A 13,822-nucleotide genomic window follows, 5' to 3' on the forward strand; every position below is an offset into this window, starting at 1 on the left:
TGCGCTTCTCTTCTCTACCCTTGCACGCGAGACCGCGGGTGCAGCGCGCACCCGGCATTCCCTGCGCCCTCTGTTAGCGAGAGGGCGGAACGACCAGCAAAGCTCGGGCAATCATGTCGCGAGAATGAGAATGCACGCTCAAACCCATCACCGTCATCCTGAGGTGCGAGCCTTGCAGCGCAATTGCGCTGCTGGGCGAGCCTCGAAGGATGAATCGGCCCCGCTGGTGGCCGTGCACCCTTCGAGGCTCGCAAGAGCTCGCACCTCCAGCGACAAAGGCGAAGCCTTTGCGCGGGGATGACGGGTTGAATAGCGGCGCTACAAATGTCGCCCTGGCTTTCGCCAGGACGACGCGTGGAGAGAGCTGCGCCGCTTGCGCTACACCGCTCGCCCGACCACGACGCGGCTGCCGCCGGCGGGCCAGCGCAATCCGGCCAGCGTCATGCGGACCTCGGCGCGCAGGATCGCCGTCAGCGGACCATTGACCCGCGGGTCCAGCGTGAACTCCCGCTCGACATCGTCGTTGCTGTCCTTGCCGCGGCCCTTGAGGCGGCTTGCGATCATCAGCGGCAGCAGCAACGAGGTATAGGATGTCGAGAACAGCACCTCAAAGCCGTTGCGGCGAAGCTTGGCTTCGACTTCGCCGCGGCGGTAGCGCCGCTGGTGATAGGCGACGTCGTCGGCCCGGCTCCACAGCCAGGGATGCTGGGGGACCGCGATGATGATGCCGCCTCCGGTCTGCGTCGCAGCGCGCATCCCACGCAGCACGCCCTCGTCGTCGGCGATATGCTCGATGACGTCGAATGCGCCGGTGAGATCGAAGACGCCGGCCGCCGGGATGTCCCGCGCGTCCATCTGGACGAACTCGACGCCGTCGGGCAGGCGCTGCCGCGCATGCGCGAGCCCCGAGGGGTGCAGCTCGGAGCCGACCAGACGCTCCCAGCGCCGCGACCGCGCCAGCGCGCCCAGCACCGTGCCGGTGCCGCAGCCGACCTCGATGAATCTGCGGGCCTGCGGAAAGAACTTGTCGGCAAGGCCGACGATCAGCTCGCTGCGCGGAACGAACCAGAAGTGCCCGGCCTCGACCTTGGCCAGCAGCTCAAAGCCCTTGGGATCGACGCCGCTGACGGTGTCGGCGAGGCCGGGGGCGAACATCGGAATGCCGCCATCCTGCGCGACGGCAGTGCCGCAGGCGGAACAGCGCCATCCGAGCGGCCACAACGCCCCGTCGTCGGCCACCGCCTCGACCGCGCTGCAGGCGAGGCAACGCCGTCCCGATCGCTGTGGAGAGCTCATGTCGGACGCGCACCTGGCCGGCCGCGGCCGCGCCGCTCAACGATATCTCGTGCTTTCAGCATGCCGCGACTATAAACACTTACCGAACCGCTGGCCAGCAACCACCCCTGCCCTGGCCGGCACCCTCACCGCGTCCCTGGCGTCAGACCCCGACGCCGTATCGATCCCGACCGGACAAGAGCAGTCACGTGCGCGTTAGCATCATCCAATCCTGCTACATCCCCTGGAAAGGCTTTTTCGACCTGATCGGGCAGTGCGACGAATACGTCGTGTTCGACAGCGCGCAATTCACCAAGCGGCACTGGCACAACCGCAACCGCATCAAGACCGCCAACGGGCTGGTCTGGCTCACCATCCCGGTCGTGACCAAGGGACGCTTTGAGCAGCCGATCGACGAGGTCGAGATCGAAAAGCCCTGGGCGGAAAAGCACTGGCGTGCGATCGAGCTGGCCTACAAGCCCGCGCCGTTCTTCGATCAGTTCGCGCCCGCCATCCGCACCTGGTACGAGCGCGCCGATGCGGAGACCAAGCTCACCGCGGTCAACGAGCTGTTCCTGCGCGGCATCGCCGATCTGCTGGGCCTCACCACCCGCATCGTCAGGGACAGCGCCTATCCCGCCGACGGCATCAAGACCACGCGGCTACTCAACATCGCGCGGGCCGCGGGCGCCGACCGCTACCTCAGCGGCCCGGCCGCGCGGGCCTATCTCGATGAAGCCGAGCTCGCGGCCGCGGGGATCGCGACCGAGTGGATGAGCTACCAGGGCTACAGCGAATATCCCCAGCTGCACGGCGGCTTCGAGCATGCGGTCAGCGTGCTCGATGTGCTGTTCAACACCGGCGCGGAGGCGCCGCGCTTCATCAGGCGGGCGGCAACGCAATGAGCAGGCAACCGGCGCGCCGTTTGCGGCCTACAAAAAAATCCCGGGACGATGTCCCGGGATTTTGTGGTCGTGATGGTCGGGCGATCCGCCGGTCGGTCGCCGGCGATGCAGCAGGAGGCTTACTGCTCGCCGAGGTTGCTGACGGCGGCGCCGGCGGCCGTCGGCGACGTTCCGAGCGAGGTGTTGCCGAGCATCCGGTTGTTGCCGTAGGTGATCGCCGCACCACCGGTGAAGCCCGTGGTGTTGAACGAAACGTCGGAGTTCGACAGGCGGATATTGCCACCGGCCTGCACGCCGACCGTGTTTGCCGTAATCGAGGTGTTGTCGAGATTGACCGAGCCGCCCGCATCGGTCTCGACGCCGGTGCTGTTGCCCGCAAACACCGAACGGGTCACCATCGCGCTGTTGTTGTTTCCGGCTGCTATGCCGAACGAATTGCCGATCGACTGGGTTCCTTCGATCGAGACCCGGTTCGCAGCCGTCGCACCCAGGCCGATACCGGTCGAGCCATTGTAGCTGATGATGGAGTCGCGAATGAACAGCGTGGTGTTGCCGGTGGTTCGCGCATCGCTGATGCCCTGCTGGGAGAACTGCTCGATGATGCAGCTTTCGATCGAAACGGACTGCGCCGTGTTGATCTTGACCCCGACGAGACCGGGCGAGGCGACGCCCCGCAGGCCCTGCAGGTGAAGATTGCGGAGGACGACCCGGTCGGTGGCGCCGGCGCTGATGTTGATGGCGTTGCTACCGGCGGCCACGATGGAGCCCAGCGTACCGGCACAGTTCAGCGTGATCGACTTGGTGATCGTCACCGCGCCAAATCCGCCGGGATCAAGGCAGTTGATCTCGCCGAATGCAGCCGTCTTGGAGATCGCGCCGGCAAACGTCTTGCAGGGCGCCGTGCGGCTGCACGGATTGACGTCATCCCCCACACCCGACACCCACGTGCGGTTCGCTTGCGCGTGAGCCGGGGCCGATGCCAGGAACGGCAGGAACATTCCGATAGCTAGTGCCAGTAGAGACAAACGACGGCGCATTATTGAACCCTCCTGTAAAATGACCGGAATTTCGTTCCAGCCCACTGAAATGATTGCAGTATTCGTCTCTCCAGGAAATTACCTGGCACAGCATCGAACCCCGGAACCGGGGGTCATATTTCAGAAATGGACAAGCGCCGCAACCGCCTCCCGAGATTGTGGCCTGTCAGCGAACCGGACCAACTTTCAAACACAGGCTGAGCCCAAGCAACCTCTGCTAGAAAGACAAGGAACTGCACACGGACATTTGTCCCGCAACTACGACGCTGGTTCAACGCGAATCTCGCGCTCAGCTGAAAAGAAAATTCCGCAATTTTCACACTGTTTGCACACTCAAACCCATTCGCCTATGAAGGGGCTCCGCGGCGCCGTTTCCGCCCCCGTTAAGATACTGCAGAACCAAGACGAATCTACGAGTTCCCAGAGATGACGATGCAAGCGATAGAGCTGTTGGCCGAAGTCCTCCGAAGCAGCGTTTCCGTTGCAAGCCACGACGTGCCGCTTGCCGAGCTCGATGGATGGGATTCGCTGAAAGGCGTCCGGCTCGTACTGCGCCTGGAAGAGATCGTCGGCAGGGAGCTCTCGGAAGACGACATCGAGCGGTTACAATCGGTTGGCGACGTCGATCGGATATTGAAGGCCTCGTGAATCATGATGGCGGCGAATGACAGCTGGATTGTCATCTCCGGCGCAGGCGGCGCGCTGGGGCGTGCGCTTGTGTCGCATTTCGCCGCCAAGGGTCCCGTTCTGGCGCTTGACCGGCACTTCGATGCGGAAGCTCCGCCGCCGCAAGCGGTCCGGCGAACCCTCGATCTCGCCGACGAGGCCGAGGTGCGGCAGGCGCTTGCCGAGGCGATCCCCGCAAGCGCATCGATCGCGCTGCTGGTCAACGCCGTGGGTTTGATCTGGAACGAGCCCACGCTCGCGCTGAAAGGCGCGCGGCTTCACACCCATGACCTGAAATCCTGGCGCGACGTCATCGAAGCCAACCTGACCGCGCCGTTCGTGGTCGCCACGCAGGTCGCAGCGCGGATGGTCCGCCGCGGCGGCGGCGCCATCGTCAATTTCTCCTCGATCGCAAGCGAGGGAAACCCGGGTCAGGCCGCCTACAGCGCCGCCAAGGCCGGCATCGAAGGACTGACCCGGACGATGGCAATCGAGCTCGGTCCGCTCGGCGTGCGCGTCAATGCGCTGGCGCTCGGCTTCATCGATGTCGCCACCACGCGGGAGGCCGTCGCCGAGGAGCGCCTGCAGGGCTACGTCAAGAAGACGCCGATCGGACGGCTCGGGCAACGTGAGGACGTCATCAATGCGATCGAGTTTTTCGCGAGCAACACGTTCGCCAACGGCACGATCGTGAAGCTGGACGGAGGCTTGCGCCTCTGATGACCGACCTTTGGACCGCCTTCGCAAAGATCGCGGATTCCGCCCCCGCCGCGCCCGCGCTCGTCCTCGGCGAGACCATCTGCAGCTTCGGCGATCTGAAGCGGCTCGCGGAGCACGGTTCGACAATTCTGGCCTCTCATGGCGTGGCCAAGGGCGACGTGGTGGCGCTGCAGCTTCCCAAGCGCCGCTTCACCTACGCACTCCTGCTCGCCTGCCTGCGGCTTGGCGCGCCCTACGTGTTCATCGATCCGAAGAATCCGGCGGAGCGCACCCAACGCATCGTGGCGCGGCTTGGTCCCAAGCTGCTGGTCTCGATGTCGGGCACCGACAATCCGTTCGGTGCGAAGCTGACCTTGTCCGACGGCTGCGACGAGACCTGGCTCTCCGAGGCCGGGCGCGCCGCCGTCCAGGCACCGGTCGCCGGCACCGATCCGGCCTACATCATGTTCACGTCCGGCTCGACCGGCGAGCCGAAGGGCGCGGTGATTCCGCACCAGGGCGTGCTTAGCCTGATCGAATGGGCAAGCGGCATGGTGCCGGCCTCGCCGCGCGAGCGCTTCACCAGCATCAACCCGCTGCACTTCGACAATTCGGTGTTCGACGTCTACTGCGGCCTGTTCAACGGCGCCGCGCTGGTTCCAGTCGAGACCTCCGAGATCGCCAATCCCGCACGCTGGGTGAAGATCATCCGTGCCGGCGGAGCCAGCGTGATGTTCGCGGTGCCCACGCTGTTCCTGATCCTCGACCAGCTCGGCCTCCTGACCCCGCAATCGCTGCCCAACATTCGTACATTCCAGTTCGGCGGCGAGGGCTATCCAATCGGCAAGCTGCGCGAATTCCATGGCCGCTTCGCCGGACGAGCCAGGCTGATCAACGTCTATGGTCCGACCGAGACGAGCTGCATCTGCTCGAGCATCGAGGTCACGCCGGACATCCTCGGCGCGCCGGACAGCGAGTTTCCGCCGCTCGGCGGCATGCACCCGGACTTCACGCACGCGATCCTCGACGACCAGCAGCGGCCGGTGCCGCGGGGCGAGCCCGGCGAATTGTGGATCGGCGGCCCCTGCGTGGGCCTCGGCTACTACGGCAATCCGGACGAGACCGCGGCGCGGTTTCGTCAGGACCCACGGCAGGACCGCTATCGCGCGATCTTCTACCGCTCCGGCGATCGGGTCCGGGAAGACGACAACGGCGCGCTGTGGTTTCACGGCCGGGTCGACAATCAGGTCAAGATCCGCGGCCATCGAATCGAGCTCGAGGAGATCGATCTCGCGGTGCAGAGCCTCGCAGGCGTAAGGCGCGCGATCGCGGTGGTGGTGGGCGGCGCTGACGGCGACGAAATCGCGGTCGCCTACGTCGCCGATCGCGCCGTCCAGTCGACCGAGGTGCGGGACCGCTGCCGCGAGACGCTGCCGGCCTATATGTGCCCGGCGACGACGATCCAGCTCGACGAGCTGCCGCGCAACGCCAACGGCAAGGTCGATCGCAAGGCCGTGCGCGCGTTTCTCGAGCAAATGGCCTAAGTGATGAAGCTCTCGATCGTGACCACACTGTACAGGTCAAGCGCCTATGTCGAGGAATTCCATCGCCGCGCGAGCGAGGCGGCGCGCCGCGTCACCGACGACTACGAGATCGTCATGGTCGATGACGGCTCGCCCGACAACTCGCTGCAGCTCGCCTGTGCGATCGCCGATGCCGATCCGCATGTTCGCGTGGTCGAGCTGTCGCGCAATTTCGGCCACCACAAGGCGCTAATGGCCGGGCTCGACCACGCGCAGGGTGCGCTGTGCTTCCTGATCGACAGCGATCTCGAGGAGGATCCGGCGCTGCTTGGAAGCTTCCTCGACAAGATGTCTGCGACCGACTGCGACGTGGTCTACGGATTTCAGGAACAACGCAAGGGCGATGCGTTCGAGAGTGCCGGCGGCCGGATCGCCTGGTACTGGATCAGCAAGCTCTATTCGATCGACATCCCGCGCAACCAGTGCACCGTCCGGCTGATGCGCCGGGAATACGTCGATGCCCTGCGACTGCACCGCGAGAGCAATACCGTGATCGGCGGCCTCTGGGTCATCACCGGATTCCGGCAGATCGGCGCCGCGATCATCAAGGGACACCGCAGCGGCACGACGACCTACTCGCCGCGCTTGCGCCTCGGCACGCTGATCAACGGCATCACGTCGTTCAGCACGGTTCCGCTGAACCTGATGGTCATGTTCGGCATGGCGACCGCGCTGACGTCGTTTGCGCTTGGCATCGTCGTCATTCTGGAAAAGTTGATCCGCAACACCTCCGCCGGCTGGGCCTCCCTGATCGTCTCGATCTGGCTGATGGGCGGCATCATCGTGTTCTGTCTCGGCGTCATCGGCATCTACGTGTCGCGGATCTTCGTCGAGACCAAAAATCGTCCCTATGTCATCGTCCGACGGGTTCATCAGCGAGCTGCACCATGACCACCGAGAAGATCGATCCCGCGCGCGCGGCCTACCAATCCAGGGAGGAGCAGCATTGGGCGGAGCTCAAGAGCATCCTCGACGACGGGCAGATCTCGCTCGCCGAGACCCTGATCAATTATCCGGCTTTCGTGCGCCGGCGCGAGATGACCCGCCTGCTGGCCGATTACGATCTGTTCCGGATGATCCAGGACATCCCCGGCTCGATCGCGGAGCTCGGCGTCTTCCTCGGCGCCGGCCTGTTCACCTGGTCCAAGCTGCTCGAGACGTTCTTCCCGGGTGACCGCTCCCGCAAGGTGTTCGGCTTCGAAAGCGGCGGAGGCTACCAGGATTTTGCGCCCGAAGACGGCGATCCCCGCCCCTGGATCGAGAGCGTGGTCGGCCGCAAGCAGGTGCCCGACGGCTATCTCGATCGCATGGTGAAGCTGACCAATCAGGACAATTTGCTGCCGGGCGTCGAGCGCTGCCGTGTGATTTCCGGCGACATCCTGCAGACCGTCCCGGCATTTGCCGCAGGCAATCAGGGCACGCGGCTGTCGATGATCTTCCTCGACGTCAACCTGTACAAGCCGACGCTGGCCGGATTTCGCGCGCTCTATCCGCTGCTGGCTCCCGGCGGCGTGGTTGCGATGAACGGCTACGGCACGCCGCCCTGGCTCGGCGAGACCGCGGCCTTCGAGCACTATTTCAAGGAAATCGGGCAGCCCCTGCCCCGCGTTCGCAAGCTGTCATACTCGATCAGGCCGGGCGGCTATTTCATCAAGGAATAGTCATGACGACGAAGGTACTGCTGTTCACCTCGCAGGACATCGGCAACGATGTGTTCTCGTACCTGCACGCGCGAGACGATATCGACCTCGTGGTGATCACCCAACGCACCCAGCGCGACGAGATCTACGGCTATCGCGCGACGCTCGATCTGTGTCTCGAGAAGGGCGTGCGGACATTGACGCCGAGGGTGATCGACAATGCGTTTCTGACCGAGGTCGAAACGATGGCGCCGGACCTGATCGTCTGCGCCTACTATCCCCGCATCTTCCCGCGGCGGTTGCTCAGGATCCCGCCGCTTGGCTGCATCAACGTGCATCCCGGCCTGCTGCCGCACTATCGCGGCACGTTTCCGACGCCGTGGTGCATTCTCAACAATGAGAAGGAAATCGGCGTCACCCTGCATTACATGGACGAAGGCATCGACACCGGCGACATCCTGATGCAGAGGACCTATCCGATCGGTCCAGACGAAACCGGCCATGAGCTCTACCGGCGATCGATGAAGCTGTGCGCCGACCTGCTGATCGACAATTTCGATCAGCTGTTGCGCGGGCAACTGACGGCGAGAAAGCAGCCTGCCGGTGGTTCCTACTACAACAAGATCGCGCCGCAATACCGCATCGACTGGCACCAGCCGCGCTCGGAAATCCGCAACCAGATCCGGGTCCACGCCAAACCCTATTTCCCGGCTTATTGCTTCCTTCTGAACAAGTGCGTGACCATCAACAAGGCGTCCTTCATCGAGCTCGAGGGATACCGCGCCCAAGGATCCGGCACGATCTGCAAGGTGTTCGACGACATGAAGTTCGTCGTCTCCTGCGTCGATGGCTGCCTTCTGATCGAGGACTACGACATGTTTCCGTTGCTGCGACCCGACGATATCGCCCTGCACATCCGGCTCGGCAACCGGTTCTGACCTCCCCCATGGCTGATCAACCGAACAACACTCCCGCCGCCATCGACGGCACCTACGGCGCCTTCTACCAGAAGCGCAATCCGGTGCATGTCTATCCGGTGGAATTCGTCGTCCGCGCCTTTCTCGGCAACTATCCGCGGCACAAGACCGATGCGGCGAGCTACCGGGGAAAGCGCGTGCTCGATCTCGGCTGCGGCGACGGCCGCAACATGCCGCTGCTGCACAATCTCGGCATGGAGATCCACGGGACCGAGATTTCGCAGGAGATTTGCGACCTCACCACGGCGCGGATGAACAATCTCGGCATCAGCGCCACGCTTGCGGTCGGGCGCAATCATGCGCTGCCCTATCCCGACGGCCATTTCGACGTCGTGCTGGCCTGCCACGCCTGCTACTACATCGATCCCGGCACGCGCTTTTCCGACAATGTCGGCGAGATCGCCCGCGTGATGCGCGGCGGCGGCTTCCTGATATTTTCGGCTCCGATCGGAACGACCTACGTGTTGCGCGGTGCCAAGGATCTCGGCGATGGCCACATGGAGATCGCCGACGATCCCTACGGTTTGCGGAACGGATACGTTCTAAAGAAGTTCGACAACGAAGCCGAGATCGAGGCGGCGCTGCGGCCGGCGTTTACGCACTTCGAAATCGGCTCGTGTCGCAACGATTTCTGGGGTATCGAGGAGCATGTCTGGACGGTGGCTTGCCGAAAGGCCGTTTGATCGCGGGACCTCTGAACATGGCGTTATATTTGGGTGAAGACCGGCCGCGCCGCATCGTGATCTTCGGGACCGGCCGTGGCGCCGATACCGCCAGACGCTACTTCGAGTGGGACACGCCGCACGAGGTCGCCGGCTACATCGTCGATCGCGAGTTCCTTGGCGCAGGCGAATTCAACGGCCGTCCGGTGGCGCCGGTCGATGAAGCCCTCGCGCGCTTTTCGCCCGACGAATTCCTGGCCTTCGTCCCGCTCGGCTCGGCGCGCATGAACCTGGTGCGCACGGAGAAATACCAGCTGCTGAAAGCAATGGGATATCGCTTCATCACCTATGTTCACGGCTCGAACAGGCTCGCCGGTCATTGCGAGATCGGAGAGAATTGCTTCATCCTCGAAAATCAATCGGTGAACTTCGATGCCGTCATCGGCAACAACGTCGTGATATGGAGCGGCTGCCAGATCGGCGACCGCAGCCGTGTCGGCGATCACGCCTTCCTAGCGGCGCATGTGGTGCTCAATGGCGACGTCACGATCGGCGAATCTGCCTACCTCGGCAGCAACTGCAACATCTCGAATAGCGTCCATGTCGGCCGGCAATCGTTCATCGGCGCCAACGCGCTGATCACGCAGGATACCGCGGAGCGCGCCGTCCATATCGTCGAAGCAACTCCGGCCGCGGGACTGGACAGCCTGCGCTTCGTGCGCCTGCTCAAGGACCATCACTAAGACAGGACATTCATGCCCGAACATTTCGAACGACTGGGACTCGTCTACGGCCCGACCGGCGCAGCCTGGCATCGCTCGCATTGCCAGAACCCGTTCGTGCAGCAACTCTCGGCGACGCGCTATCGCGTGCACTTCGCCGCGCGGGACGACAAGAACCGTTCGCAGGGCGCCTGGGCCGACGTCGAGCTGGAAAATTCCGGGCTGGTCGTGAAGGAGGCGGCGACCGCGCCCTCGCTCACGCTCGGCAGGCTGGGCGCGTTTGACGATTGCGGCGCGATGCCGGGGAGCATCGTGACGCATCGGGGACGGCTCCTGATGTATTACACGGGCTGGACGCTGGCGCGCGCGGTGCCGTTCACGTTCTTCATCGGGGCGGCCGAATCTCGCGACGGCGGCAAGACATTCGAGAAGGTCTCCGAGGCGCCGGTGCTTGGGCGCAACCATCATGACCCGTTTCTGACCGGCGCGCCCTGGGTCATCGAGGAGGATGGCCGATTGCGCATGTGGTATATTTCGGGGACCGAGTGGGTGCCGGGGGCGACCGAAGGCGAGGCGCCGACCCATTACTACTCGATCAAGCACGCGGTGAGCGTCGACGGCATCAGCTGGCAAACCGACGACCGGCTGTGTCTGCCCTATCTCGAGAACGAGCACGCCATCGCGCGGCCGGTGGTGATGAAAGTCGACGGCGGCTATCGCATGATCTATTCCGCGCGCCGGCTGGGTGAGACCTATCGCATCTACAGCGCGACCTCCGGCGACGGGCTGTCCTGGGAGCGCGATACATCGCCCCTGATCGAAGTCGCCGCTAACGGATGGGATTCCGAAATGGTCTGCTACGGCAGCCGGCTCGAGACACCCGGCGGCGATTTTCTGCTCTACAACGGCAACGCCTACGGCAAGGACGGCTTTGGCGCCGCGCGGTGGCGCTGATCGACGCCAAGCGGCCCAATTTCTATTGGCATCACACCAGATGCCAATGATCGAGATGCAAGGCCGCGAGAAGATCGGCGGAGGTCGCGGAAGCGAGGTCGTCGCTGCTGGTCGCGGCCGGCGCCGCCGCTGACGCCAGGGTCTGGGCTCCGGTGGTGCCGTCGCCGTTCAGATCCTGATGGAAAATCGCCTCGTAGGACTTCAAGGTGGCGCTGCTGCCGGACACCGCCCCGGTCAGATAGCTCGTGAAGTTGCCGTTGCTGTCGGTCGCCCAGATCGAAAACTGATCCGACGTCGTGTTCTTCCAGGCGACATCATAGCCGGTCGCGGTCTGCTCGGCGGCAACCGGCGTCCATGGTGTCGCCGCACCGGCCACCACAGGCGAGCCGCCAAATTTGAGAGTCGGACCGCTGGTGGTGCCGCTCGCATAGAGAGCGTAGCTGTTGCCCACCTGAGTGAACGTGGTCGAGCCCGCCGACTCGAGCGTGACCGGCACCGGTATGCCGATCGTCCCGTCGCCGTTCAGATCCTGATGGAAGGTGCCTTCCAGATTCTCCAGCGTCGTGCTGCTGCCGGACACCGCTCCGGTCAGATAGCTCGTGAAGTTGCCGTTGCTGTCGGTGCTCCAGATCGAGAACTCACCCGACGTGGTGTTCTTCCAGGCGACATCATAGCCGCTCGCAGTCTGGTCTGCGGCAACCGGGATCCATGGTGCCGCCGCACCGGCCACCACGAGGGAGCCGCCATATTTGAGAGTCGGACCGCTGGTCGTGCCGCTTGCATAGAGAGCGTAGCTGTTGCCCACCTGCGTGAGCGTGGTCGAGCCCGCCGACTCCAGTGCGACCGACACCGGTACGCCGATCGTCCCGTCGCCGTTCAGATCCTGATGGAAGGTGTTTTCGAGATTTTCCAGCGTCGTGCTGCTGCCGGACACCGCCCCGGTCAGATAGCTCGTGAAGTTGCCGTTGCTGTCGGTGGTCCAGATCGAAAACTGATCCGACGTCGTGTTCTTCCAGGCGACATCATAGCCGCTCGCAGTCTGCTCTGCGGCAACCGGAATCCACGGCGCCGCCGCACCGGCCACCACGAGGGAGCCATATTTCAGCGACGGCCCCGTTCCGCCGGCCGTCGGATTGAGGAAGTAATTCGAACCGACCTGCGTCAGGCTGGTGGTGCCGGTGGACTCAATGACCGTGGTTACGGCGACCGCTCCCACCAGGTCCGTCAAGCTCAGTGCAATATTGCCGGTGAAATCGATCGCAAAGTCGGCGATGCCGTCGCCATTGATGTCGCCTTGCAGCGTCGTCACGCCGAGCGCGCCGTTGTAGCTGTAGTCCAGTTCGTCGGCGCTGTGGCCGAAGGCCGACGAGCCGAGGAAGTTGAATGAGCCGAGGCTGCTGAGATCGATCAGGTCGACGCCCGATACGAAGTCCTTGATCAGGTCGTGAGTCCCGCCCGGTGCCGTCAGGTCGCCGGCGGCGAAGACGAAGGTGTCGGCGGCGCCGCCGCCGGTCATGTTATCGGCACCGGAGCCCGCGACCAGCCGGTCGGCCCCTGCTCCGCCGATCAGCGTGTCGTTGCCGGCGCCGGCTATGAGGGTGCAGCCAAAGTCATTGGCGATCATCGTGTCGTTGCCGGAGCCGCCGATCGCTCCCTCGATGATGGTATTGGTCGCGATCCCGATGTTGTGGACCAGCCCGCCCACCGAGGAGAACGCTCCCGGATGCAGATCGATCGTCTGTGCGACGCCATATCCGGAGCAGTCGAGCGTATCGACGCCGCCGCTATCATAGATCGTCAGTGCCGGCGTCGGGTTGAAGTTGCTGAAATCGTAGACCCCGCCTGCGTTGCTGCTGAAGCCGTAGACGGTATTGTCGGTTCGCGTCGCGGTCGCCGCGCCATAGATCCGGCCCACGGCATAGATGTCGGCCATTTGCGGCGTGATCACGTAGCGATAGCTACTTCCGGAATAATTGTCTTCCGCGAAGTACGACATGATCGAATATTGCCAGGTATCGTTGGCGTAGGTCGCGTTGGCCGAATAGGTCGCGCTGCCGTTATAGGGCCCCTGGTGACCGAGCCCGAGCGCGTGGCCGATCTCGTGGATGTAGGTCTGGTATCCGTAGCTATCGAGCCCGGTCTTGCCGTCACGGGCGCCACCGTCATTGGTGATCCAGTCCGAGCTGATGTCGACCGTCGCCGAAGTCATGATGCCGGCGCCGGTCCAGCTGGCGTTGGTCACGGCCGTCATCGTGCCGGTGTGCACGAACGTGATGTTGGCGGAGCCGGTGGTCTCGACGAAGTTGACATTGGCGACGTCGTGCCAGGCTGCAAGCGCCGAGCGCGCGAGCGCCTGCTCGGCGCTGTTCAGTCCGTTGATATTGTAGGTGATCGTGTTGGAGCCCCAATGATGGGGCAGCGCGTTGTTGTACGCCCAAAACCCGCTGACCAGATAGTTGGCAAGCTGGCTGATCGTCGCCACCGGCTTGACGCTGGTTCCGGAGTTCACAACGGTAGACGTTGAACCGGCCGCAAGCGGATATGGATCGCCGCCGTCCTGCAGTGGATTGGAGTCCGCCGCCGCGCCCATTGCGGGGGTCGACGGCGCCCCTGCAAGCACCGAATCATCCCAGCCGTCGAACAGGTGAACCGTTCCGAGATCATCGGAAAGCCAGTAGCCTTTTCGCATCAAACCGACCGTA

At 63.9% G+C, this 13,822-nt stretch carries 13 protein-coding genes; 10 read left to right on the forward strand and 3 right to left on the reverse strand.

All coding sequences use genetic code 11. The features are described 5' to 3' along the window. Nucleotides 1–378 precede the first annotated feature (378 nt). A complete protein-coding gene (locus XH93_RS29265) occupies nt 379–1,296 on the reverse strand; it encodes a bifunctional 2-polyprenyl-6-hydroxyphenol methylase/3-demethylubiquinol 3-O-methyltransferase UbiG (RefSeq protein ID WP_194470144.1) in 918 nt (305 codons plus the stop codon). Between the two features lie 188 nt (nt 1,297–1,484). On the opposite strand from XH93_RS29265, the gene XH93_RS29270 reads away from it, so the two are divergent. Next, nucleotides 1,485–2,180: a WbqC family protein gene (locus XH93_RS29270; RefSeq protein ID WP_194470145.1), complete on the forward strand. Its 696-nt coding sequence runs from the start codon at nt 1,485–1,487 to the stop codon at nt 2,178–2,180. Between the two features lie 119 nt (nt 2,181–2,299). Here the strand turns inward: XH93_RS29270 and XH93_RS29275 are convergent, their stop codons facing one another. After that, entirely contained in the window at nt 2,300–3,262 is a 963-nt protein-coding gene (locus tag XH93_RS29275) for a right-handed parallel beta-helix repeat-containing protein (protein ID WP_139485060.1), read from the reverse strand. A 381-nt stretch (nt 3,263–3,643) separates the two neighbouring features. Between XH93_RS29275 and XH93_RS29280 the strand changes: the two genes are divergently transcribed. The 9 genes from XH93_RS29280 to XH93_RS29320 are packed head-to-tail and all read left to right on the forward strand — an operon-like array spanning nt 3,644 to nt 11,120. Beyond that, nucleotides 3,644–3,865: an acyl carrier protein gene (locus tag XH93_RS29280; protein ID WP_139485059.1), complete on the forward strand. Its 222-nt coding sequence runs from the start codon at nt 3,644–3,646 to the stop codon at nt 3,863–3,865. A 6-nt stretch (nt 3,866–3,871) separates the two neighbouring features. Next, nucleotides 3,872–4,603, forward strand: a complete 732-nt coding sequence (locus XH93_RS29285) for an SDR family NAD(P)-dependent oxidoreductase (protein ID WP_210340406.1) — start codon at nt 3,872–3,874, stop codon at nt 4,601–4,603. Continuing rightward, a complete protein-coding gene (locus tag XH93_RS29290) occupies nt 4,603–6,126 on the forward strand; it encodes an amino acid adenylation domain-containing protein (protein ID WP_194470147.1) in 1,524 nt (507 codons plus the stop codon). Before XH93_RS29285 ends, XH93_RS29290 begins: the two co-directional genes overlap by 1 nt. A gap of 3 nt (nt 6,127–6,129) precedes the next feature. Then, nucleotides 6,130–7,056 carry a glycosyltransferase family 2 protein gene (locus tag XH93_RS29295; protein WP_194470148.1) on the forward strand — a complete coding sequence of 309 codons (927 nt, stop codon included), beginning with the start codon at nt 6,130–6,132 and terminating at the stop codon, nt 7,054–7,056. Next, nucleotides 7,053–7,826, forward strand: coding sequence for a TylF/MycF/NovP-related O-methyltransferase (locus XH93_RS29300; protein WP_139863222.1), 774 nt, complete (start codon nt 7,053–7,055; stop codon nt 7,824–7,826). Before XH93_RS29295 ends, XH93_RS29300 begins: the two co-directional genes overlap by 4 nt. Nucleotides 7,827–7,828: 2 nt before the next feature. Beyond that, on the forward strand, nt 7,829–8,743 hold the full coding sequence (locus XH93_RS29305; protein ID WP_194470149.1) for a methionyl-tRNA formyltransferase: 915 nt from the start codon (nt 7,829–7,831) through the stop codon (nt 8,741–8,743). An 8-nt stretch (nt 8,744–8,751) separates the two neighbouring features. Next, nucleotides 8,752–9,465: a class I SAM-dependent methyltransferase gene (locus XH93_RS29310; RefSeq protein WP_194470150.1), complete on the forward strand. Its 714-nt coding sequence runs from the start codon at nt 8,752–8,754 to the stop codon at nt 9,463–9,465. A 17-nt stretch (nt 9,466–9,482) separates the two neighbouring features. Beyond that, complete coding sequence (locus XH93_RS29315; RefSeq protein ID WP_194470151.1) at nt 9,483–10,187, forward strand: acetyltransferase; 705 nt, start codon at nt 9,483–9,485, stop codon at nt 10,185–10,187. A gap of 12 nt (nt 10,188–10,199) precedes the next feature. Then, nucleotides 10,200–11,120: a hypothetical protein gene (locus XH93_RS29320; protein WP_194470152.1), complete on the forward strand. Its 921-nt coding sequence runs from the start codon at nt 10,200–10,202 to the stop codon at nt 11,118–11,120. 31 nt (nt 11,121–11,151) lie between these two features. Here the strand turns inward: XH93_RS29320 and XH93_RS29325 are convergent, their stop codons facing one another. After that, a complete protein-coding gene (locus XH93_RS29325; RefSeq protein WP_194470153.1) occupies nt 11,152–13,809 on the reverse strand; it encodes a M10 family metallopeptidase C-terminal domain-containing protein in 2,658 nt (885 codons plus the stop codon). Nucleotides 13,810–13,822: the final 13 nt, after the last annotated feature.

This window comes from Bradyrhizobium sp. CCBAU 51753 (assembly GCF_015291565.1).
GTDB classification, from domain to species: Bacteria; Pseudomonadota; Alphaproteobacteria; order Rhizobiales; family Xanthobacteraceae; genus Bradyrhizobium; species Bradyrhizobium ivorense.